20 protein-coding genes and 3 tRNA genes are annotated in these 23,621 nt (G+C 51.7%); 5 read left to right on the forward strand and 18 right to left on the reverse strand.

The features are described from left to right. Positions 1-35: 35 nt before the first annotated feature. The 6 genes from hemN to A3193_RS09565 all read right to left on the reverse strand — a co-directional run bounded on the left by hemN (position 36) and on the right by A3193_RS09565 (position 6,345). Positions 36-1,421: an oxygen-independent coproporphyrinogen III oxidase gene (gene hemN / locus A3193_RS09540; RefSeq protein ID WP_069014598.1), complete on the reverse strand. Its 1,386-nt coding sequence runs from the start codon at positions 1,419-1,421 to the stop codon at positions 36-38. 66 nt (positions 1,422-1,487) lie between these two features. Beyond that, positions 1,488-1,805, reverse strand: a complete 318-nt coding sequence (locus tag A3193_RS09545; RefSeq protein ID WP_069006659.1) for a general secretion pathway protein GspF — start codon at positions 1,803-1,805, stop codon at positions 1,488-1,490. A 22-nt stretch (positions 1,806-1,827) separates the two neighbouring features. After that, positions 1,828-2,721 carry a 50S ribosomal protein L3 N(5)-glutamine methyltransferase gene (gene prmB / locus A3193_RS09550; protein ID WP_069014599.1) on the reverse strand — a complete coding sequence of 298 codons (894 nt, stop codon included), beginning with the start codon at positions 2,719-2,721 and terminating at the stop codon, positions 1,828-1,830. 228 nt (positions 2,722-2,949) lie between these two features. After that, positions 2,950-3,417 carry an Rrf2 family transcriptional regulator gene (locus A3193_RS09555; RefSeq protein WP_069006655.1) on the reverse strand — a complete coding sequence of 156 codons (468 nt, stop codon included), beginning with the start codon at positions 3,415-3,417 and terminating at the stop codon, positions 2,950-2,952. 153 nt (positions 3,418-3,570) lie between these two features. After that, entirely contained in the window at positions 3,571-4,707 is a 1,137-nt protein-coding gene (locus A3193_RS09560; protein ID WP_069014770.1) for a GNAT family N-acetyltransferase, read from the reverse strand. Between the two features lie 420 nt (positions 4,708-5,127). Next, on the reverse strand, positions 5,128-6,345 hold the full coding sequence (locus tag A3193_RS09565; protein WP_069014600.1) for a cyclic di-GMP phosphodiesterase: 1,218 nt from the start codon (positions 6,343-6,345) through the stop codon (positions 5,128-5,130). A 168-nt stretch (positions 6,346-6,513) separates the two neighbouring features. Between A3193_RS09565 and A3193_RS09570 the strand changes: the two genes are divergently transcribed. The 3 genes from A3193_RS09570 (at position 6,514) to A3193_RS09580 (ending at position 6,873) form a co-directional block, all read left to right on the forward strand. Then, positions 6,514-6,589: transfer RNA gene (locus tag A3193_RS09570), tRNA-Gly, on the forward strand. An 85-nt stretch (positions 6,590-6,674) separates the two neighbouring features. Then, a tRNA-Cys gene (locus A3193_RS09575) sits at positions 6,675-6,748 on the forward strand. A 38-nt stretch (positions 6,749-6,786) separates the two neighbouring features. After that, positions 6,787-6,873: transfer RNA gene (locus tag A3193_RS09580), tRNA-Leu, on the forward strand. A 173-nt stretch (positions 6,874-7,046) separates the two neighbouring features. Here the strand turns inward: A3193_RS09580 and A3193_RS09585 are convergent. The 10 genes from A3193_RS09585 to A3193_RS09630 all read right to left on the reverse strand — a co-directional run bounded on the left by A3193_RS09585 (position 7,047) and on the right by A3193_RS09630 (position 17,568). Next, positions 7,047-7,475, reverse strand: coding sequence for an Hsp20/alpha crystallin family protein (locus A3193_RS09585; protein WP_069020092.1), 429 nt, complete (start codon positions 7,473-7,475; stop codon positions 7,047-7,049). A 204-nt stretch (positions 7,476-7,679) separates the two neighbouring features. Continuing rightward, on the reverse strand, positions 7,680-8,312 hold the full coding sequence (pgsA, locus tag A3193_RS09590) for a CDP-diacylglycerol--glycerol-3-phosphate 3-phosphatidyltransferase (RefSeq protein WP_069006652.1): 633 nt from the start codon (positions 8,310-8,312) through the stop codon (positions 7,680-7,682). 17 nt (positions 8,313-8,329) lie between these two features. Next, the gene (gene uvrC, locus A3193_RS09595; protein ID WP_069006651.1) at positions 8,330-10,150 is read right to left on the reverse strand and encodes an excinuclease ABC subunit UvrC; all 1,821 of its coding nucleotides are present in this window, start codon (positions 10,148-10,150) and stop codon (positions 8,330-8,332) included. Between the two features lie 156 nt (positions 10,151-10,306). After that, a complete protein-coding gene (locus A3193_RS09600; protein WP_069014602.1) occupies positions 10,307-10,936 on the reverse strand; it encodes a uracil-DNA glycosylase in 630 nt (209 codons plus the stop codon). Between the two features lie 112 nt (positions 10,937-11,048). Beyond that, positions 11,049-11,690: a response regulator gene (locus tag A3193_RS09605; RefSeq protein ID WP_069006648.1), complete on the reverse strand. Its 642-nt coding sequence runs from the start codon at positions 11,688-11,690 to the stop codon at positions 11,049-11,051. Positions 11,691-11,879: 189 nt separating this feature from the next. Further along, positions 11,880-12,371 (reverse strand): DUF1249 domain-containing protein, encoded by a 492-nt coding sequence (locus A3193_RS09610; protein ID WP_235614944.1) that lies wholly within the window; start codon positions 12,369-12,371, stop codon positions 11,880-11,882. Between the two features lie 91 nt (positions 12,372-12,462). Then, entirely contained in the window at positions 12,463-12,840 is a 378-nt protein-coding gene (gene trxA, locus A3193_RS09615; protein ID WP_069006646.1) for a thioredoxin, read from the reverse strand. 157 nt (positions 12,841-12,997) lie between these two features. Beyond that, positions 12,998-13,642, reverse strand: coding sequence for an adenylate kinase (gene adk, locus A3193_RS09620; RefSeq protein ID WP_069006644.1), 645 nt, complete (start codon positions 13,640-13,642; stop codon positions 12,998-13,000). Positions 13,643-14,049: 407 nt separating this feature from the next. Then, the gene (gene htpG / locus A3193_RS09625) at positions 14,050-15,957 is read right to left on the reverse strand and encodes a molecular chaperone HtpG (protein WP_069006642.1); all 1,908 of its coding nucleotides are present in this window, start codon (positions 15,955-15,957) and stop codon (positions 14,050-14,052) included. Between the two features lie 159 nt (positions 15,958-16,116). Then, positions 16,117-17,568 carry a TIGR03016 family PEP-CTERM system-associated outer membrane protein gene (locus A3193_RS09630; protein ID WP_083218481.1) on the reverse strand — a complete coding sequence of 484 codons (1,452 nt, stop codon included), beginning with the start codon at positions 17,566-17,568 and terminating at the stop codon, positions 16,117-16,119. A 393-nt stretch (positions 17,569-17,961) separates the two neighbouring features. Here A3193_RS09630 and A3193_RS09635 point away from each other — a divergent pair, with 393 nt between their 5' ends. Continuing rightward, a complete protein-coding gene (locus tag A3193_RS09635) occupies positions 17,962-19,596 on the forward strand; it encodes an alpha-D-glucose phosphate-specific phosphoglucomutase (RefSeq protein ID WP_069014603.1) in 1,635 nt (544 codons plus the stop codon). Between the two features lie 132 nt (positions 19,597-19,728). After that, positions 19,729-20,028, forward strand: coding sequence for a DUF2934 domain-containing protein (locus A3193_RS09640; protein WP_069006639.1), 300 nt, complete (start codon positions 19,729-19,731; stop codon positions 20,026-20,028). Between the two features lie 113 nt (positions 20,029-20,141). Here the strand turns inward: A3193_RS09640 and A3193_RS09645 are convergent, their stop codons facing one another. Then, positions 20,142-21,053: a DMT family transporter gene (locus A3193_RS09645; RefSeq protein WP_069006638.1), complete on the reverse strand. Its 912-nt coding sequence runs from the start codon at positions 21,051-21,053 to the stop codon at positions 20,142-20,144. A 399-nt stretch (positions 21,054-21,452) separates the two neighbouring features. Beyond that, positions 21,453-23,540 (reverse strand): TonB-dependent copper receptor, encoded by a 2,088-nt coding sequence (locus A3193_RS09650; RefSeq protein WP_069006635.1) that lies wholly within the window; start codon positions 23,538-23,540, stop codon positions 21,453-21,455. Between the last annotated feature and the right edge of the window lie 81 nt (positions 23,541-23,621).

Genomic DNA, 23,621 nt, shown 5'->3' on the forward strand with positions numbered 1-23,621 from the left:
GCACCTGAAAAGAACCAGTCAGCCGATCCGATGAATCAGATAACTTTGGAGAAGCTGCCCTGAGAGGCCTTGCTGTTCAGGTAGATATCGAACTGCATACAGATGTTGCGAATCAACAAGCGCCCTCTGGGTAACACGTTGATGGTCCCATCCTCAATGCTGATCAGACCGTCCTCCACCATCTCCTGCAGACGCTCCAGCTCTTCCGCGAAGTAGTCTCTGAAATCAATCTCCCAACTGGCTTCAACGTCCCCGATGGTGAGGGTGTAGTGGCAGATCAGACGGGTGATCACATCACGCCGGATCAGGTCGTCCCGGGTCAGCGTTACGCCACGAAATACCGCCAGTCTTCCTGCATCGATTCGCTCATAGTATTCATCCAGGCTACGCATGTTTTGCGCATAACTGGGTCCGACCATACCGATCGAGGTTGCCCCCAATCCAATCAGATCGCAGTCCGCATGGGTCGAGTAACCCTGAAAGTTACGATACAGAGTGCCGTCCTCCTGGGCTTTCACCAGCTCATCATCCGGTTTGGCAAAGTGATCCATGCCGACATAGATGTACCCGGCATCCGACAGTTTATCGATGGTCATCTGCAGAATGTCGAGCTTCTCCTGTGGTGGTGGCAACTCTTCCGCATTGATCCGCCGTTGCGGTTTGAAACGTTCCGGCAGATGGGCGTAGTTGAATACCGACAGCCGATCCGGATCCACTTCAAGGATCTCATCCAGGGTTGCGGAAAAGCTGTTCAGGCTCTGATGGGGCAGACCGTAGATGAGATCGATACTGGTGGAACGAAATCCCTCATCCCGGGCAGCCTGCAGTACCTGCAGGGTCTCCTGCTTGCTCTGCAGCCGATTGACCGCCTTCTGGACTTTGGCATCGAAATCCTGCACCCCCAGGCTCATCCGGTTGAAACCCAGCTCCCGTAACAGCTTGATGGTATCTCCTTTAGCTTCTCTGGGGTCGATCTCAATAGAGTATTCACCGCTGTCATCATCGAGCAGGGTGAAACACTCCCGGGTCTTGTTCATCAATTGCCGCATCTCATCATGACTGATGAAGGTCGGGGTTCCACCGCCCCAGTGAAGCTGGGTCACCACTCTGGAGTCGTCGAACAGCTCAGACTGCATACGCAGCTCTTCATGAACCCGGGCCAGATAGCCAGCGGCCATGGTTCGATCCTTGGTCGCCACTTTGTTGCAGGCACAGTAGAAACAGACCGTGTCGCAAAAGGGTATGTGGAAATAGAGAGATAACGGGCTGCCGCTGGCATTGCTTTGCTGGGCAATACGACGATATTCGGCATCATCATATTTTTCTTCAAACTGGACGGCGGTCGGATATGAGGTATACCTCGGGCCGGTCTGATTGTATTTACCGATCAGTTCCAGGTCGAATTGTGTCGAATGATCCATAACCTATCTCTCTCATTGTGAATTTGCGCTAGCCAGAATATTGCCGAGGCAATATCTCGATTGATACTACTCTGTATCAACATCGATTCCCTTGCGGTGGGTTTCATTGATCTGGCGCAGCAGTATGGCAAAGGGAATATCATCCCCATGGCGATCAACCAGCCCCATGAATGGGAGATCATCCCGATCGAAGTGATACTCCCCATCCAGCATCGACTGATGCAGCTCCTTGATCCCGGATTCCAATGGCGCCAGGAATGATGGATAGCTTCCAAGCTCCTCCATCTGATAATCATAACAGTCTCTGAGATCACCGACTTCAAACAGTGCCTGTTTCACCCATTCAACAAACTCTTCGGCACTTCTTGCGCGTTGCAGACTCATTGCATCTTTCTCTCAATTGGAGTTAAAACTGCCCGGCATATCTGGAGAGATCCGTAGCGCTGATCAGAAACACCCCTTCCCCGCCCCTGGCAAAATCGAGCCAGACGAACGGTACCTCGGGATAGAGCTCCATCAACAGGTCGGCGCTGTTGCCCACCTCCATCACCAACACCCCGCCGGGTGCCAGGTAGTCAGGTGCCTGATTCAATATCCTTTTGACAACTTCCAGGCCCTGATCATTCGCTTCAAGTGCCATATTCGGCTCATGCAGATACTCCGGTGGCAACTCCGTCATCTCGACGGCCCCGACATAGGGAGGATTGGAGAGAATCAGATCATATTTTACCCCTGGCAATCCATCAAACAGGTCTGATTCATAGAGGTTGACCTGTTGATCAAGCCCATGCAGAGCCACATTCTCACTGGCGACAGTCAAGGCAGCTGGCGAGATATCCGCCAGATCCACCGGACAGTCGGGAAGATAGGCCGCAGTTGCGATACCGATGCAACCACTACCACAGCAGAGATCGAGCACCCGCTGCAACTGAGAGGGTTCCACCCAGGGTACAAACTCATTCTCGATCAGCTCGGCGATCGGGGAACGGGGAATCAGTACCTGCTCATTGACCCGGAAGCATAGGCCGGCAAACCAGGCTTCTCCGGTCAGATAGGGTAATGGCATGCGCTGTTCAATCCGTCGGGTTACCAGATCAATAACCCGTTCACGCTCCTCCTCAGTCAAGCGACTGGAAAACCAGAACTGGGGAAGATCCGGGGGAAGATGGAGGGCATGCAGAACCAGGGCCGCAGCCTCATCCAGGGCATTATCGGTGCCATGCCCAAAGAACAGCCCCCTTTCGGAAAAACGGCTGGCTGTCCAACGAATGAAATCGGTAATGGATCTGAGTGATTGCACGTAATTTATCGGATTATCAAACGTACAATCATAGCCGATTTGGCTATCCAGTCATAATCAAAATCTGATAACAATCGGTTTTACCGGGACAGAATCAGCCGGTATATCCACTAACACTGAGTGGTGTGAACTGCTGCCTGTGGCCTTGTGAAAGGCCACAGGCAGAGAATAACCAGAGATCAATCCGGCGCGACCGGGAGCGATACTCTCTGTCGCCGGATCAGGGGTTTATGCTGCCTCGGAGCTGGAGTTCGCAACCACACTCAGATTGCTCTCTTCCTCATCCTTTTTACCCAGGTTTCTTCTCACAAGGTCTCCCAGCGAGATGTCTGCGAGAAAGTTGAAAATCTCGCTGCTCAGGTCATCCCAAAGGGTATGGGTCAGACAACGAGCGCCGCCACTGCAATTCTGTCTTCCACCGCAGCGGGTAAATTCCACCCACTCGTCTACCGCACAGATGATATTGGCAATGGAGATCTCATCCGCACTCTTACCCAGATAGTAGCCACCACCAGGCCCTCTGACGCCACGCACCAGATCTTTACTTCTCAGGGCTGCAAACAGCTGTTCCAGATAGGAGAGGGATATACCCTGGTTTTCAGATATCTCTGCAAGTGTAACCGGACCTTTTTTGCCATTGAGGGCCAGATCCAGCATCGCAGTAACCGCATAACGACCTTTTGTTGACAGTCTCATTGTATTTTCTCCAGAGGTATGAACTCTATTACCTAGTAAATCAGTCGGTATTTAGACTAAAGTAACTCAGTAATTTAGTCAACAATTATTCAGGAAAAATAACAATTTTTTTGTGATAATTTTTTTTATTCTTTTATATCAATTAGTTATTGATTAAATGTCGTTTCGGTAAGGGGAGCTTTCCAGGAGGTTTCTGTGGTAAGCAAGCATTGCGGGGGCTTCTTGATGGAGAAATTGCTCAATTCCACTGTTGAACTCAGGATTGGCAATCCAGTGATATGAGTAGGTCAGCGTCGGCATGAATCCCCGCCAGATCTTGTGTTCCCCCTGAGCACCGGGTTCAAATCGTTTCAGGCCCTGCTCAATCGCATAGCCAATTCCCTGGTAATAGCAGGCTTCGAAATGGAGGCTGTCATAATGTTCCAGCCCCCCCCAGTGACGGCCATAGAGCACGGATCTACTGCGGTAGAGAATGGCCCCCGCAACACATCGGGGCCCATCGTAGGCGAATACAAGCACCACCTGCCTACCCATCTTTTCCCCGACCTCCTGAAAGAAGCCCTGATTCAATGTAGGCAGGCTGTAGCGCTCCTCAAAGGTCTTACTATAGAAATGCGTTAACAGAGCCCACTCGGACTCACTCACCTGATCACCGGTAACCAAACGAAAGCGTATCCCCGCCTGAGCCACTTTGCGTCGTTCATGGCGTATGTTTTTACGGCGCTTGGCGGTCAATCGGGAGAGAAAGTGGTCAAAGTCCGAGTATCCCGGGTTGGTCCAATGAAACTGAACCCCCAGCCGTTGATGCATTCCCATACGCTTCAGGGTCTCCCCCTCCTCAGGCATGGTGAACAGCCAGTGCATGGATGAGAGCTTTAACTGCTTCACCAGATCCAGGGTGGCGTCGATCATCACCCGCTGTACCTGTTCGCTATCGACCGCAGGATCAACCAGCAGTCGATTGCCGTAGGCCGGGGTATAGGGTGCCGCACTGATCATTTTCGGGTAGTAGTTCAATCCGCTTCGCCTGTAGGCATCGGCCCAGACATGGTCGAACACGAACTCCCCATAGGAGTTGTCTTTTATATAGAGTGGTGAGACACCGACCAGTTTGCCCTGATCATGCACACTGAGATGCTGCGGTAGCCAGCCAAATCGTTCACCCACGCAACCATTGTGTTCAAGGGCCGAGAGAAACTCATGCCTGAGAAACGGATTGTCATCCTTTACCAGGCGATTCCACTCTTCAGCTTTGAAATCATCTATCTGACTATGATTAGCGACTTGCATGAATCCGATCCGAACCGGTGATATGGAGATAAAATAGCCCAAGCGGAGAGTTAGGGCCTGTTAACACGAATCCAATAGGCCCTGCTGGGGCTGTTTTTGTGTCCAGCAAGGCAGAATGAGCCTGGTGTAGTCATTCTACATGAGCGAATGATAACGCCACTGGGCGCAAAAACAGACCCAGCCATTCGGGTTGCGCCTGAAAAAGCGCCACTCGGCGTCGCCCGTCACTCACTTGGAACAACCAAACTACGCTCCTCGCGCCTTGATTGGCGCTTTTTCAGGCACAACAGGGCCTATTGGATTCGTGTTAACAGGCCCTAGGAAAACTGGTAAATCACAAGGCATCTTGCCGGATCATGACGATCCCAAGACTTGACTGCCGTAAACCAGAGCACGCGCTCTACCGACTGTAGGGAACACTCAATGAGACAGGTAGTCCTCAATATTGATACTGTACTCATCGGGAGTGACCGGTTTTACGATTCGATCCCTACTACCTGCAACAGGATCGGTCAGATCCAGAACTTCAGGGGGAATCAGTCGTTGTTTGCGAAGGTCGTAAATCACTTTCAGGACAGGATTGAGCAGCGCTTTTTGCGGTGATGCGACAACCACAGCCAAACGCTGGCTCTCCAGGACCACTAGGCTGCCTACCGGATATATCCCGACACACTGAATGAAACGCTGCACCAGTTCGGCATCAAAGTCACCTTCATCACTCCATTCGACCAATTGACGTAGTACCAGACTGGGTAATTTCCCCTTATGGTAGACCCGATCTGAGGTAATGGCATCGTAGACATCAACAATCGCAGCCATTTTACCGTAGAGACTGATCTCCTCCCCTGAGAGCCTTCCCGGGTAGCCTGTACCATTGAGTCGTTCGTGATGTTGCAGTATGACCTGTTGCGCCCTTTTCGGTATGGACTCAGCTTCGTCGATCAATTTGTAACCAAAACCCACGTGACCGCGCATCACATCGAACTCCTGATCGGTGAGTCGTCCAGGCTTGTTTAGGATCTTTTCGGGCACCTGTAGTTTACCGACATCATGCAGAATCCCCCCCACACCAAGCTCCCAGATGGTGGACTGATCAAGCTGGAGTTTTTTTGCAAAAGCGATCATCAGTGCTGACACACTGACCGAATGCTCGAAGGTGTACTGATCCATCTGGCGAATCCGGGTCAGCCCCAGAAAAGCGTCCTGATTTCTGAATATCGAAGCCAACATATCCTCAACCACCGGTGTGACCCGCTCAGTCTCGATCTGTTTGCCAAGCCGGGCATCCGCCATGATATCGGTAATCACGCGCCCCGCTTCCAGACGCACCTGGTTTGCTTTTACGATCTCTTCCTGCAATGAGTTTTGCGGATCACTGGAGATCGTCTTCCGATCCGCGACAGTTTCCGCTTGAACGGTTGCTGCAGATTGCTCGACGGCTGGCTGCTGTTCAATATCCAAGCCCTTGTCGGTATCGATATAAACTACCTTGATAGCCGATTTTCGGATCTTGCTGATATCGGATATTTGCTTGATTTTAAATTGATTTCTTAGGAAAGGATGGTCAATCCATGAGGCTTCCAGCTTATGCACATACATGCCTATTCTGAGCTCGCCGATTTTGACCTGTTTGATCACTCCTACAATCCTCTGTAACGATTCCTATCCCTAGTACAGGTTATCGGCTGTTAAGCCGCATAGCTTGAGAGCTGATGGTATTATCAAACTCTGACTGATCGCGGGTTATCTTTCAGAAAAGGTTGACAGATCCTCAGCAGAGGCTAGAATACGCCCTTCCTGAACGCAGCGGGAATAGCTCAGTTGGTAGAGCACAACCTTGCCAAGGTTGGGGTCGCGAGTTCGAGTCTCGTTTCCCGCTCCAATTCTAAAAGGCCTCGGCACCACCGGGGCTTTTTTATGTGCCGATTCGATTCATCAGGAATAGATGATAGAATTCCGACCATAATGGCTGAGTGGCAGAGTGGTTATGCAGCGGCCTGCAAAGCCGTGGACCTCGGTTCGATTCCGGGCTCAGCCTCCATCTTTCTGATTTAAGATCTGCACAAACAGCGCCAATCTGCCCGGGTGGCGAAATTGGTAGACGCAAGAGACTTAAAATCTCTCGACCTTCGGGTCGTGCCGGTTCGATTCCGGCCCCGGGCACCATACTGCCCCCACACTCAATCATCCCCATCCGCCAGAACCAACACCTGCCGAAAGATCTATCTTACCTGGTCGAGGAAAATTCTGAGTCGATGAAAGCGAAAGCGTTATCCTGGCCCGATAGGCTCCACTGCATGGCCGGCACTCCGGCCAGGATCAACAGAGTTCGGTAAAAACTAATACCGGTAGGGCAAGGTGATAAGGATCACCCCATCCTCGTCGCTTCTACTCATCCCGGCAAGATCCGCATTACCCGGTAGCCTGAAGCGACGATTCATCGATGATGAACTGCTGGTGAAGCTGTAACCCCGTTCGTTTCGGTTTTCGACCCGATGCGCCTCTTGATTCTTCACCACCAGAAAGGGCCCTGAGACCTCAACCTGAATCGACTCCGGTGCATATCCCCGGCTCAGGATACGCAGGTGATAACCCTGCTCATCCTGATAGCGCTGAAACTTTACCGATTTTTGTGTATGAAAACTGCTCCCCTGAGTCAGTGGAGCTCTGTGACTGGATCCGGATCTGTAATCAAACGCTTGTGCATCGACAGGCGCAATCAACCATGCAGTCACCAGTAGGCCTATGAGTGGAACTCTCTTATTCATCCTTCACCTCCCGTTTCCCAATCTTACGCTCTGTTAACAAGAACCCGATTCTACCCGTTACAAGATCAGACCCTGTATACCAAACAGGCCATGAGCATCACGACACTCAGGCGTGTAAAAATGGCACGGTTCTCAGGCCATGGCCCATCTCTCATCGAGGGCCGCCTCCGGGCTGAGTCATTTTGTCGCCTCTAACCTATTAGTTTAGTCGTTAACCTGTCCTGTAGATCCATCAATCTCAACGTTTGAGATGTTATTGCTCTCCAGGCTACCACTGACCTGCCGCTTGCCCAGCAGACTCGGCCAGGCCGCTCTGATGTAGAGCGCCATCGACCAAAGGGTCAAGATAGCCGCCACATAGAGCAGCACAAAACCGACTGTGTAGACCGGGATGCCCCACAACGGTTCACTGAATATCAATAGCAGAATCGCCACCATCTGCACGGCGGTTTTGAATTTACCAATCAGAGAAACGGCAACCATGGCCCGCTCACCCAGTTCCGCCATCCACTCACGCAGTGCGGAGATGGTGATCTCCCGTCCGATGATAACGGCAGCAGGAATAGCGAGTGCCGGCGTCGGTTCGGCCTGCACCAGCAGCAGCAGTGAGACCGCTACCATCAGCTTGTCTGCGACCGGATCAAGGAACGCCCCCAGCGGGGAAACCTGACCCCATCGTCTGGCAAGATAACCGTCAAGCCAGTCGGTCACTGCGGCTACCGAGAACACAAGCGCACAACTGAGCCTGGCCCACTCAACCGGCAGATAGAACAGCAACACAAACACAGGAATCAACACAATCCTTAGAAGTGTCAGTATGTTAGGAATGTTCCACATCTCATTCTCAGTCGTATTTATGTTTTGTCATGCAAGGCCTGGTAGATCTGTTCTGCCAATCCTTTGCTGATTCCTTCCACTCGGGCCAGATCCTCTACTCCCGCCCTGGAGAGGGCCTGTAAACCACCGAATTGCTTCATCAACCGTTGTCGACGTTTGGCGCCAATTCCGGGAATATCCTCAAGCACAGAACGTTTACGGCTTTTTTGCCTCCGCTGACGATGCGCTGTAATGGCGAATCGATGCGCCTCATCCCTTATCTGCTGGATAAGATGGAGCGCCGGTGAATCTGCTGGCAGTATAATCGGTGAGTTTCGCCCCAACAAGAACAGCTGCTCCATACCGGCTTTTCGATCAACCCCTTTCGCCACGCCGACCAGAATCAGGCCAGACACCCCTAAGTCCTGTAAACAGTCGTTGACCGAAGCCAGTTGTCCCCTGCCCCCATCGACAAACAGCAGATCCGGCAACGGCACCTCACCCTTCTTTACTCTGCGATAACGGCGTTCCAGTACCTGCCCCATCGCAGCATAATCGTCGCCTGGTGTGATGTTCTCGATATTGAAGCGTCGGTAATCCGACTTCAGCGGTCCCTCCTGGTTGAAAACCACACAGGAACCCACGGTCAACTCACCCCGGGTATGACTGATATCAAAACACTCCATGCGCTCAGGAATCGCCGCCAGATCCAGGGCCTGCTGAAGTGACTGTAGCCTCTGCTCCATATTCGATTGGGCATTGAGACGGCTTTGCAGAGCAAGCTTGGCATTGCCCGCCGCCATCTTCAACCACCTGGCCCGCTCGCCGCGAACCTTTTTACCGATACGAATCCGCCGTTTGGCCTGCTCAGTGAAAACGGCCTCCAGCAGCGCCCGCTCTTCCAACGCTGTGTTGATGATGATCTCGTTAGGTAGCGGCTTATCCAGGTAGTACTGGGTTATGAAAGCGCGCAAGACACTCTCTTCCGAGTCCCCTTGTGGCACTGTGGGATAGAAGGATTTGTTTCCCAGGTTACGCCCCGATCGAATGTAAAATACCTGAATGCAGGCACTGTTGCCCCGTTTGGCTATCGCGACGATATCCAGATCACCCGACTCGCCACTCACATACTGGCGCTCCTGTATACGCTGTAGACTTTTGATCTGATCCCGGTAGCGGGCCGCCAGTTCAAATTCCAGCTTTTGCGAGGCCGATTCCATCTGTTTGACCAACTCATCCACAACCAGATTGGTCTTACCCTCCAGAAACATAACTGCGTGCTCCACATCCAGCGCATAATCCTGCTCGCTGACCAGACCGACACAGGGACCGCTGCAGCGTTTTATCTGGTACTGCAAACAGGCACGGGAGCGATTACGATAGAAACTCTCCTCACATTGCCTCACCGGAAACAGTTTCTGCAGCAACTGAAGGGTTTCACGGGTTGAACCGGCACTGGGATAGGGACCGAAATAGCGCCCTTTGCCCTTGCGGGCACCGCGCCTGAATGAGAGGGCTGGATAGTCCTGATCCGATGAGAGGTGGATATAGGGATAGCTTTTATCATCCCTCAGTAGAATATTGTATTTCGGCTTCAGCGATTTGATCAGTTGATTCTCAAGAATCAGCGCTTCTGCCTCGGTATGGGTAACAATGATCTCAATCTCAATAATCTGCGAGACCATGATCTGGATACGCCGGTTCAGGCTACGGGTAAAATAGCTGGAAACCCGTTTCTTGAGATTCTTTGCCTTACCCACATAGAGAACCTTCTCCTGTTCCCCAATCATCCGATAAACCCCCGGCCTGGAGGTCAGGGTGTTGAGAAACTTGGCATGATCGAATTGCTGCTGAGCCATATGAGGTCAATCGTGAGTCGTTTGTTGAACCATCCGGTCGGGCAGGTTCCCAGGGTCATTCGTTAACATGATTCGAGATGCATTGAGAGACCTGCTTATCGAGCGTATTCCAGCAGGCCGGGATTCCGAGAAGCGTGGCGCAAACCACTCTTCAGACTATTTTAGAAGCTCTCCAGCCCGTTGAAAAATCTGTTGAAACATCTCCGCTGTCAACCGCCGTGTCTGAGTGTTGTAGCGACTGCAATGGTAGGAGTCGATGAGGTTTAGCTGATCACTGAGCTGATGCTCCATTGCATGGGCGAATGGGTAATCTTTTTGTCTCAACTGCAGCGCTTTGATCACCGCTTTATGGGCGATCGAACCCAGGGCGATCACCACACTCTCAGCTGGCATGGCTGACAGTTCCTGGGCAAGAAAGTCATTACACTGATTGACTTCTGCCCCCAAAGGTTTGTTCTGTGGAGGCAGACATTTGACTGCATTGGTAATGCGGCAGTTATAGAGTTCAAGTCCATCCCGACGGCTTGTCGATTCGGGCTGATTGGAAAATCCATAGTCATAGAGTGTCTGATAGAGAAGCACTCCTGCATGGTCGCCGGTAAACGGTCTGCCTGTCGCATTGGCACCATGCATGCCCGGCGCCAGACCGACAATCAGCAGTTTGGCTTGAGCATCGCCAAATGGTGCAACAGGTGCTGCATGATAGTCAGGATACTCCTCAGCGACCTGATCGAGGAACTCTGCCAGCCTGGAACAGCGGCGGCACTTGGCAGTAAATCTCTTCAAAGTTAATCAACCTCTTTCTGTAATGACCAGAGCCAACCCGATAGGCAAGATCAGGGCATGGTTTGCTGCATGATACAGAATCTGAGTCGAGGTAGACCAGAGCCCTATTGGACTAGTCGCTGTCTTTCAAAATACCATGACGGTATGCGAGTCGTGTCAACTCAACATCGTTCTTGATATCGAGTTTTTCGTAGATTCGCTGACGATAAGTACTGACTGTTTTAGGACTGAGAGAGAGAATATCGGATATCTCCTGATTCTTTTGTCCTTCCAGGATCTGCAGCAAGACTTGTGTCTCTCTCGAGGAGAGTGATTTGAATGGATTGTCAGCGTGTCCCTGCCACTCGGTAAGGGTATGTTTTCTGGCAACATCGGAAGCAATATAGTGGTGGCCATTGTATACCGCGCGAATCCCTCGGATCATCTCATCCGCAGGACAGCCTTTGGTGAGAAAACCCATGGCGCCGACCTCATGAAGTCTTGATGGGAACGGATCATCATCGAGCACGGTCAATGCAATCACCTTCAAATCCGGCTTTACACGAAGGACTCTGCGGGTTGCTTCAATGCCCCCCATGCCAGGCATGTTGACATCCATTAGCACCACATCCGGTGAGGTTTTTCTCACAAGCTCAATAGCTTCTTCACCTGTCGAGGCTTCCCCGGCAACTTCGATCTCTTCCGCCTTGTCGAGAATCCCCTTAACTCCGGTCCTGATCAATTCATGATCATCAACCAGTAAAACTTTTATCATTTTTGCATCTCTGCAGATCCCTCTTACCCTCGTGAAAAGGTATATCGATATCTATTGAAAATTTATCCTTAAATCCATACTCAATCTTGCTTATGGGGGTTAATTTACCCCAAATGAGTGGTAACAGCGAGTACTATAGGTTGTAAAATTCAGTCCTTTAAACCCTGCTGAGCCTGGCAGCAGAGGTACTTAACCGACCTGGGACATCGGAAATTCGGCAGCCAGATTACGGCTGTTGAGAAGAAAGGAATGACCTTGCTCTACGCAGTATCTAAGCCATTTCGAGAGAAACAGATTGATTTTCCAGCGCTGCTCCAGGGTTGGATTCGTTCCCCAACGATCGAGCGGCAAGCTGGACTGACGAAGATCGACCACATCCACCTGCTTGGAGTCATGGTAGACCCTCAACATGGCATCAGGATCGGGATAATCTCCCACAACATGGGTGAAGTAGTAGGTCAGGTGTACCAGTGTTGTGTAGGGGGTCTGTTCGATCACATCAAGGTGGAGATCCATCGATCCGCCCAATCTTGATCGATACTCCCCGGTCAGAATTTGAAGATCGGGCGCCATTCGCATCAGCAATCCATAGCTCTCTTCGCTGAGATCCAGTACACGACCCATCGTCGGCTGCTGGGAAAGCAGCTTTTTCATACTCCATGGGTAGTCTGAAGATCTCATGTCGTCTGTTCGGTAACTCAAGTCCGCTGCGTCACAGCAGAGTTGAATCGTTCCGTTTAACGCTCAGTCTGGGTCTGCAGCCGACACTTTGTTAAGCGTTTTGGCCATTCTGCTGCTCAGCCTCAATTTGTGCTCTTACTTCATTCATATCCAGTTCACTGGCTTTGCTGAGCAATTCACGGAACGCGGATTCAGGGAGCGCTCCAGGCTGAGAGAAGATAATGATATTTTCACGGAAGATCATCAGGGTAGGAATGGAACGCACCTGAAAGTGCATCGCGAGTTCCTGCTCATCTTCGGTGTTCACTTTACCGAATACGATATTCGGATTGTCTTCAGATACGCTCTCATAGGTTGGTGCGAATGAACGGCATGGACCACACCAGGGCGCCCAAAAGTCAATGATCACGAAATCATTTTCGGTTACGGTCGACTCAAAATTCTCTTTAGTTAATTCTACAACAGCCACGTGGTAGCCCCTTACTGGAAGTTAAGTTATGGCAGATAGTATCAGAATAGAGGGTGGAATGCCTGCCGGATTACCTAACCTCTGAATTGCTTTTCAAAACCAAGAGGGGCCGCGACATTCGTGCGACCCCCCCGAGCTTTTTCAATCCGATTTGAGCTTAACCCAGACCTTGATATATTTGATCCCGGATTTCATCAACCCCACCTACTCCATTGATTTTTATGTATTTACAACCACCAGCATCAGCTTCAGTGCTGTAGAAGGAGATCAGCGGTTCTGTCTGGTCATGATAGACCTTAAGACGGGCTTTCACGGTGTCTTCCTGGTCATCATCACGCTGAATCAAGTCTTCACCCGTCTCATCATCCTTACCCTCAACTTTCGGTGGGTTGTAGATGAGGTGGTAAGTGCGGCCGGAAGCCAGATGGACACGACGCCCTGACATACGTTTAATAATCTCCTCATCGGGTACATCGATCTCAACCACAGCATCAATCGGTACACCCGCCTCTTTCAGAGATTCTGCCTGGGGAATGGTGCGGGGAAAGCCATCAAACAGATAGCCATTCTTGCAGTCATCTTCGCTGATCCTCTCCTTCACCATACCCATGATGATCTCATCTGAGACCAGGCCGCCTTCATCCATAATCTTTTTCGCTGCGACCCCGAGCTCGCTACCCGCTTTGACGTGAGCTCTCAGCATATCGCCGGTGGAAATCTGCGGTATCTGATACTTATCTTTGATGTAGTTTGCCTGCGTACCCTTTCCGGCACCTGGGCCACCCAATAAAATGACGCGCATTATAATTCTCCTTTGGTTGTAATTGATCCATCCGGATATTTTCTGGGTACTGAAACCTGAGGTTTCAGCCTGCGCTCTCCGGATCATGGATCTGAGTTTGCCATGCCCGACAGGCGGGGACCAGTTGAGGCTATCAATAGGCGGATACAGGTCACTTATGAAGTGGATGCGGGATCTGTTCACCTGTCAGTGATCCTTCCACCCCTGCCCATCAGGCGGAAATAAGATTAACTTTAACCCTTAATTGATTGTTTTTTATATTTTTATTCAAAATATTTACATCAAGATACAATGAAGTCCGGTAGAATCATTCAGCAGATAGCCATGATCGGCTGAGGTTAACCAGGGGCTATCCGGCCTGGGCAGGCCGATTGATCATCAGCCTGCCCGGGTCCAACTGGAAGGAATTATTGTCCGGCCAGTTTCAACATCAGGCTGTTAAGACGCCGCACAAATGCGGCAGGATCATCCAGTTGACCGCCTTCAGCCAGCTGTGCCTGATCAAACAGTACCTTACTCAAATCACCGAACCGCTCTTCATCTGCCTCGTTTTCAAGTTGCACCACAAGCGGGTGAGTCGCGTTAACCTCCATGATCGGCTTGGTCTGTGGTGCATCCTGTCCGACCGATTTAAGCACCCGGGCCAGATTGGCACTCATATCGTGCTCCTCAACAACCAGACAGGCCGGTGAATCGGTCAAGCGCTGACTGATCCTGATCTCTTTGACGGACTCCTGCAGAACCTGCTGCATTCTATCGAGCAGCGCCTTGTGCTCTTCCGCCTGTTGCTCCTGACTCTCCTGCTCTTCCTTGTCCTCCAGCTCGCCGAGATCGAGCTCACCCTTGGCAACAGATTGCAGGCTCTTGCCATCAAACTCGGTCAGACTGGTAACCAGCCACTCATCTACCCGGTCTGAGAGCAGTAAGACTTCAATCCCCTTTTTCTTCAGGACTTCAAGATGCGGACTGAAACGGGCTGCTGCCGCTGAATCAGCGGTGATATAGTAGATTTTATCCTGTCCCTCACGCATTCTGGCGACGTAGTCGGCCAGCGAGACGGTCTGCTCATCCTGCTCGTTGTGGGTAGAGGCAAATCGCAACAGTGCAGAGATTTTCTCCTTGTTGGCAAAATCTTCTGCCGGCCCCTCTTTCAACACCTTGCCGAACTGATCCCAGAACTCCTGGTACTTTTCCTTGTCGTTCTCTGCAAGTTTCTCCAGAGCTCCAAGCACCCGCTTCACATTGGCCTGGCGGATGGTGTCGATTTTCCGGTTGTGCTGCAGGATCTCCCGGGAGACGTTGAGCGGCAGATCATCGGAGTCCACCACCCCTTTGACGAAACGCATATAGCGAGGCATCAGTTTTTCAGCCTCATCCATGATGAAAACCCGTCGGACGAAGAGCTTCACACCATGTTTCTGATCTCTGTCCCACAGGTCGAACGGGGCACGAGCGGGAACAAACAGCAGGGCTGTATATTCATTGTTTCCTTCCACCCGGTTGTGGACATGGAGTAGCGGATCCTCAAAGTCATGGGAGACATGCTTGTAAAACTCGTTGTACTCCTCATCACTGATCTCACTACGGCTACGCATCCACAGGGCAGTGCCGGTATTTACCCGCTCATATTCAGCGGTTTCCGGTTTCTCCTCATCCTCTCCGTAGAACTCCTTTTCCATCTCCACCGGCATGGTGATGTGATCGGAAAATTTGGAGATGATGTTGCGTAGCCTGAAGCCTTCGAGAAACTCGTTTTCGTCTTCCCGCAGGTGAAGAATGACGTCTGTTCCACGGGATGGCTTGTCGATGTTTTCAATTGAATAGGAACCCTGACCCTCCGATACCCACTGAACGCCGTGCTCATGTCCAAGACCGGCTCTTCGGGTCTTCAGGGTCACTTTGTCAGCAACGATAAACGCCGAGTAGAAACCCACACCGAACTGTCCAATCAGCTCACTGTCTTTGGCCTGATCACCGGACATGGCTTCAAAAAACTTGCGCGTGCCGGAGCTGGCGATGGTACCAATGGTTTCGGTCACATCCTGGCGACTCATACCGATGCCATTATCGGAAATGGTCAAAGTACCGGCTTCCTTGTCATAAGTGACCCGAACCTTTAGCTCCGGGTCTTCCTCGAACAGCGCCTCATCGGTGAGCGCTTCAAATCTCAGCTTTTCCGCGGCATCCGAGGCATTCGAAATCAGCTCCCGCAGAAATATCTCTTTGTTACTGTAGAGGGAACGGATAACGAGATTCAGTACCTGGCTGACTTCTGCCTGAAAATCCAGGGTTTCTTTTTGGGCTTCAACGGTCATATTTGAGAACGGCCTCTGTTATCAAGGTAGAAACAATAACTCCTGTAAAGCGAGCCGATTCGCAATGGGTATTACCACCCGGCACCGCTTCCAGGATTATAAATTGGTCAGATAGTTGGGATCGTCGGCCTGTTTTTCAAGGCCAAATGTTCAATAGATTTAAAAACTAGCCATGAATCCGATATTTACACGATTCTCTTCATATGTGTTCAATTCAGTATCCCCATCCCGTTCAAGATGGCTGAAACCGATTGAGACCCTGGCATCCTGACCGAGCAGGTAGCCGAGACCTAAAGAGGCGGTCCACTCATCATAGTTGCTCAGTTCCTGCTCATGATCCGACCAGAGTAAGCGTCCCACCCCGGTAATCTTGCGGCTGATCAGTCGACTGAATGAGATGGCAGCGGTGCTATCCTCGGTATCCTGAGTATCGACCACATAATCCCGTTTGATGTACCCACCACGCACTTCAAAGCGGGTACGTTGAGCGCTGAACAGATAGGAGGCATCGACACGATCGACCTCGTAATACTCCGCACTCAGGGTGGAGACACCGGTAACCCGTACCGGTGGCGGATTGTCGAGCACGGCATCCCGCACCACATTGCCAAAGGCATCCTGGCGCTGGAACAGTGAGGTATGAGTCGCTTCATCACGGGCACTGATGTAATCCCGTTTATAGGTGGCACGCCAGACCGATCTGCTGGCCTCATGCTCAAAATCCACGTAGTAATCATCGCCAAATGCCCGTTCACCGCCGCCAATCGCGAAACGGGTACGGCTGGTTGGCGTAAATACAAGGCCTACCGACCAGATTTCCCCATCCACATCTTCACCGATGACCAGGTCGTAATCTTCATAACCTGCGGCAAAGGCCACCGCCCAGCGACGGGTGATCTGTTGTAGAAATTCCCCACGGAAGATCGAGATCTTATTGTCCTCGGCCGTACCGGAAAAATCCTCCCTGGTATGGCTGGCAGAGAGCTCCCAGGCCTGGGCCGTCGAGTAGCTTCCGCTACCGAGGATCAGATTGTACTTCTGTGATGTACTGTCAACCTCGGTATCCTCCTCATAGTCGACCTTGTCAGTCGAGTAACGCGCTTCCAGGACACTGGTATTGCCGAACCGGGTCGTATAATAGGGACTTGCCCCCATGGTGTAGTAGTCCAGATTCTCAGTTGGACCAGTGAGGCCGTCCGGGCTGTTGCGACTGGAAGAGATCCGGGTCTGGTCGGCCGTTGCCCAGAGGTCCAGATAGAGATGGTTCTCCATCAGCTCCGCATCAGCGTTGGCGCGCAGCATATGCACCGTGTCGTTATCCCTGGTCTCTTCTTTGTAGTAGCGGTATTCAGGGGAGTAGTTGAAATCCAGATTGGTCCTGGCGCCTTCCCGCAGAATGGATATTCCGGGCTTTACCCGGGTGACATACTCCGTCTGCTTGTCATCATTGGCCAGCAGTGCATTGTCCGTGTAGATCTCGTCCAGCGTGATCGATGGGGAGACAATCCACTCCCCCGATTGAGCTGCCGGAGACAGTGAGAGGATACTGAACATGCCCAGCATGCGTATCGCCAGTTTACGGTCGTGCCTGTGATTTTTTACGCAAGACATCCTATCCACCCCGTTTGTATCGGTCTTAATTGAGTCATGTTTTATCTTTCATCCATGTTTGCGTCAACAGCGACGATCCTGACTGATCCCGTGAGACGGAGGCTTCGCTTCGGGGAAAACCTCTGTGAGAGCAATAATGGGGCAGACATTCTACCACGCTTTGTTGTGCCTGAAGTTATCTACTGCAAAAATCTTCAGCCTGACGTTTCGCCCGGATAGAGGCACGGCCGGTTGGCACAAATCGAACCGGTGTCACGAAACCTGGCTGTAATCTTCCTACAATCACACGGACATAACCAGGCAATATGTCACCATCCGAGCTTCAACTGACTACACCAGATATGGTTGAATAGCAGCTATCCCAGCAATCAAACAATTTGAAGTACAAAAATCATGAACAACAACAATGTCGCCAGCCAGCCCTTTGATGATCAGCGCCCGGGCACTTCCGGTCTGCGGAAAAAGGTCAAAGTGTTTCAAACTCCCCACTACCTGGAGAATTTTGTACAGGCCATTTTCGACACTCAAACCGATCTGAGTGGCGGCAGTCTGGTGTTGGGCGGGGATGGACGCTTCTATAACCGTGAAGCGATCCAGATCATCCTCAGAATGGCGGCTGCCAACGGTGTCGCCAAGGTGATTGTCGGTTTGGGCGGTCTGCTCTCCACCCCGGCCGCCTCCTGCCTGATTCGCAAATACAAGACGGATGGGGGGATCATTCTTTCAGCCAGTCACAACCCCGGCGGGCCGGATGAGGACTTCGGCATCAAATTCAACACCCCCAACGGCGGACCTGCCCCGGAATCGGTCACCGAGGCGATATTCAGTCGCACCAAACAGATCGACGCCTATCGCATCACGGATCATGATGATGTGGATCTGGATCAGGTCGGCGAAATGCGGATTGGTGAGACGTTGATCCAAATTGTCGATTCGGTAATCGACTACACGGAGCTGATGGCGGATCTGTTCGATTTTGAACGTATTCACCAGTTGTTCAATTCCGGTGCATTCACGATGTGCTTCGATGCCATGCACGCAGTCACCGGTCCCTACGCCAAACATATTTTTGAAGAACGGTTGGGTGCTGAACCGGGTACAGTAATCAACAGTACACCGAAAGTTGATTTCGGTGGTGGCCACCCGGATCCGAATCTGGTTCATGCTCACGAGTTGGTTACAAATACCCAGGGGCACAACGGCGTCGACTTTGGCGCAGCATCGGATGGGGATGGAGACAGGAATATGATCCTGGGACGTGACTTTTTTGTCACCCCCAGTGACAGTCTTGCCGTGATCACGGCCAATGCCCACCTGGTTAAAGGCTATACCTCAGGCATCAGCGGGGTCGCCCGCTCCATGCCAACCAGCCAGGCAGCGGACCGGGTTGCCGAGAAACTCGGCCTGGAGTGTTATGAAACCCCGACCGGCTGGAAGTTCTTCGGAAATCTGCTCGATGCGGGAAAGATCACCCTGTGCGGAGAGGAGAGTTTCGGCACAGGCTCCAACCATATTCGGGAAAAGGATGGCATGTGGGCCGTGCTGTTCTGGCTCAATCTGCTGGCAGTCAGGCAGCAGTCTGTCGAGTCAATCGTGCGTGAACACTGGAAATCCTATGGCCGAAACTACTACACCCGCTATGACTACGAAGCCATCGATAAGGCTGCTGCAGAAGCATTGATGCAATCGCTGGGCGATAAGCTCGACAGCCTGGTGGACAGCGACATCGATGGATACCAGGTGGCGTATGCCGACAACTTCTCCTACACGGATCCGGTAGACAGCAGCATTTCAAGCAATCAGGGTATCCGGATCGGCTTTACGGATGGATCAAGGATTGTCTTCAGACTTTCAGGTACAGGCACTCAGGGTGCGACTTTAAGAGTCTACCTGGAGGCCTATGAGCCAGATCCACAGAAACAGACCTCACCCACAGAAGAGGTGATGAAGCCTCTGGTGACCATTGCTCAGAATCTGGCGGAAATCGCACAACGCACAGGCCGTACCGAGCCCACAGTTATCACCTGAATTTCTGGACAATTCCGATAACGATCACTATAAGTTTGCCTGAGAAAAAAAATATTACAGCTTGTAGCTGAATCCATGGGTTCAGGTTTGAATTTTGATAGCGATATTTAACGACACTTTAGAGGGCATACCGTGAACAAGAAGCAGGAAAAAGAGAACGAGAAAAAGGTTTCAAAAAAGAAAACCGTGAAGAAAAAGGCTGCCAAACCCAAAGTTGCCAAAAAGAAGACAGCCAAGAAAAAAGTCACTAAAAAACGGGTCGCGAAAAAAAGCACTCCGAGCAAAGGATTAATCAGTCCACGGGAACGTTACGAGATGATCGCCACGATGGCCTATTATCGGGCTGAGTCGCGGAACTTCGAACCCGGTTATGACGTGCAGGACTGGCTCGATTGTGAAGCAATAATCGACGACATGCTCAGCAAAAGCTGATTCCAATCAACCCGGCTGTAATCGAGTCCTGCTCTTGTAACAGAGAGCAGGGCTCGCTTATGCCTGATCGATCTGAACTGCTGCTGCAGAGCCGGCTCGAGATAAATTCAGGATTACCGTAATTTACGAGCTGACAGTGTGGCCAGCAAACGCTGGTGAAGCCAGATCATCAGACCGGCTCCGACGATCAGTATCGAGCCGAGATAGAATGGCCAACCCAACAGATCATCAAAAAAGAGCACGCTGATCAGAGCTGCAGCTACGATCTGTGCATTCAGATAGGGGGAGAGCAGCGATGCGGAAGCCATATGGAACGCCTTCACCAGCAGGAAGTGTCCACTTGCACCCAATCCACCGGTAACCACCAGGAAGACCCACTGGATTGGTGAAGGTTGCTGCCACCAGATTGGCAGTAACAGAGTCAGAATCACCGCACCGGCAAAGGTGGTGTGAAACAGAGTTGTCTGCTCACTGTCATGTCCCTTCAGGGCTCTGGTCAATACAAAATAGAAGGCCAGACAGACGGCTGCCAGACAGGCAAGCAACAAGGCCGGATCGGGATCACGGAACCCGGGCCTGACGATGAACAGCACACCGATAAAACCGATCCCTACCGCAGACCATTCAGTGGCACCAACCTTCTCCTTGAGAAACCAGCCGGCCAACAGGGTAACCAGAACCGGAGCAAAAAAGACGATCGAGGTGGCATCCGCCAGGGATATTGTCTGAATGGCGCTATACAGACTCAGCGTTACCCCCATCAGACAGATCGCCCTGACCAGCTGTATCCCTGGTCTTTTAGCCCGGACAAAAGCCAATCCACTGCGGGAGGAGAACAGGATAGCGACAATCACCGTATGAAAAAAATAGCGTGCCCAGACCACCTCAGGCATTGGCAGATCGCGCATCAGCCACTTGCCCAGGCCATCCATGATGGCCAACAGGAAACAGGCGAGTATCGTACTGATGATTCCCCAGAATAGATGTTGCACCTTCTCTTCGGGTGGTGGAACAGTTTGGGACATGAGGGGAGCCTGGGAATCGCCGTATCTGGATCAGACGGGATTGTATCCCGCTTTAGCGCACCCTGTCTTCAGCAATGCAGATTGACAGGCTCTTCAAACCTAACCTGGAAGTACGCCATATGATTACAGAATAGTAGGAGGAAGCACGCCAATAGACGCGAATGAACGCAAATCGACCTTTTCCAACAAATACTTCGGATGATTTAACAAAGAAAGATCATACAGAGTGAAATTGAAACCAATCCCAAACTGTCGTTATGTAGTCAATCCAACCCTGCTTTGCTCCAGGCTTGCGGAGTACCAATCGGAATCAATTTACGGTCAATCGCGTCCGTTTGTGGAGCTAATAAACAGGGTGGAAGCAAAGCCACCACCCTGCTCTTTCAGCAGCAGCTCGGATCAGAACCGGACCCCGGCTTTCACCCAAACCTCACGCCCCGGCTCATTGACCTGAATCGCTTCCGGATTGAATGGATCCGCGTTGGCACGGTTGACATGGTAGGCGTAGCTCTTGTCGAGCAGATTATCGATACCAAAACTCACTTCGGCCGCTTCGGCAATCTCATAACTGCCATACAGGTCGATCACACCCCATCCCGGAGTCTCCTGAACATCCTGGCCACTGCCATTCTCGAGATCCGCTCGGGTCTGTTCTGCATTCATGCGGAGATTGCCGCCGAACTCCAGGGCGCCCATTGTATATTCCATACCGATGGTGGCTTCCAGTGGTGCGATCTGCGCGATGTTGCGATCATCGGTGGTGTTTTCCGCCCGAACATAGGCCAGACTGGCGGTGGTGCTCAGGGATTCCATGATCTGGTATCCACCCTCCCACTCAATACCATAGAACTCAGCATCCACATTGCGATAGATGTTGGCCGTGCCATTGGCCACCAGAATACCATCCTGACCACGTGCCTTGTCACGCAGGATATAGTCGCTTACATCATTGTAGAAGACCGAAACATCGGTATCCCAGGCGCTACCCTGCCAGCGCAGACCAGCCTCCAGCTGATGATGTTTTTCAGGTTCGAGTTCCGGGTTACCCACCCAGCTCATATCCATCATGGTCATCATATTGCGTGAAAAGCTTGCCAGATAACGTTCCGTCGAATCTGCAGTACGGACACTGCGGCTGAAGCCGGTGTAGAAGGTACCGTCACCGACTTCCCGCTCATACTGGACAAAACCACCAACATTGTTCTCCGTGGTCTCGTCGGAAGTGTCGGCGTAGTAGGCCGCATAGAGGTTGTTTGGCGTTGGGCTTGGACCCAGATCGGGTTTCTCATCACCCCGTGAGATGGAGGCATCGACCCGATCGTATCGCAGTCCGGCCTTGACCCGGTCCAGAGTGCCAATCGGTTGGGATAGTTCCATGAAGATACCGGTCTGCTCCAACTCGGCGCCGGGCCACATGATGGACTGCAGGGAGGTCGGCTCCATATTGGCCATGCCGGAGAAACGATCCGCATCGCGCTCATTGTTTTGAATATCGAAACCGACTGTCAGAGTGGTCTCACCCAGCATCAGGTCCGCCAACAATCTTCCGCCTCTGGTATCGGAGGTTGTCGGCACACTCATACGCATCGGAGCGGTCAACTCCCGCAGTGAGTAGTTGTCCATGAGATGATCGACTTCACTTGAGTAGATCTCAGCCTTGATCGCCGAAAACGGCCCAACTTGGTCGTTCTGCTCATACTTGAGTCTGATGTTGTCCGCATCGCTCATTGGCGAGTCCATACCGGCACCGGCATACAGCGCATCATCTTCGCGGGTCGCTTCCAGGTTCAACTGCAGCAGCTTGTGGGTGTCCGGGGTATAACCCAGAATCAGGTTGCCGGACTGCTTGGTGAATGCGGAGCGTACCTCATTCCCATCACCATCTTCGTAGTTGTCCGCATCCTTATAGCCAATGATGCCGCGGGCAAATCCCAGCTCCGTACCGGCCGCCACATCAACCGAGGCCTCTTTGGTTTGAGAATTACTCTTATAGCCGACTTCGGCACTGCCCAGATAGGGTTTGCCCTGCTCAAATTTCGGCGCATTACGCTCGAACAGCACGGTGCCGCCACTGCCGCCACCACCATAGATAACTGTCTGCGATCCCTTGATCACGGTGACACTGTCGTAGCTCTCCATGGCGGAATAGGCGGTTGGAGGATCCATTCGGTTTGGGCAGCCGCCATGGATGTAAGCGCCATCCATCAATATATTCAGACGGTTCTGACTCTGACCGCGAATGATCGGATCGATACCCTGGCCACCCATACGAATACCGGAAACGCCGTTGATGTCCCTGAGAAAATCCGCTGCATCACCAGGAATACCACTTGAAGCCCCATCCATTGGTGCTGTTGTTACTGCTGGACTGGTTCCACCTTCTGCCTCAACCACCACATCCTGCAGATCTTCCGTATGTTCATCTGCCACAACTGCCTGAGTGGTTAGTATGGAACTGATTGCCAATGATAGGGCCGTAAAACGCATCTAATCACCTCGATTATTTAATTCTTGGAAACGGTGTTAAATAGCAGTTTTTGAGCCAAAATCTTAAGCTACTGATATCTA

Source organism: Candidatus Thiodiazotropha endoloripes (assembly GCF_001708965.1).
GTDB lineage: Bacteria > Pseudomonadota > Gammaproteobacteria > Chromatiales > Chromatiaceae > Thiodiazotropha > Thiodiazotropha endoloripes.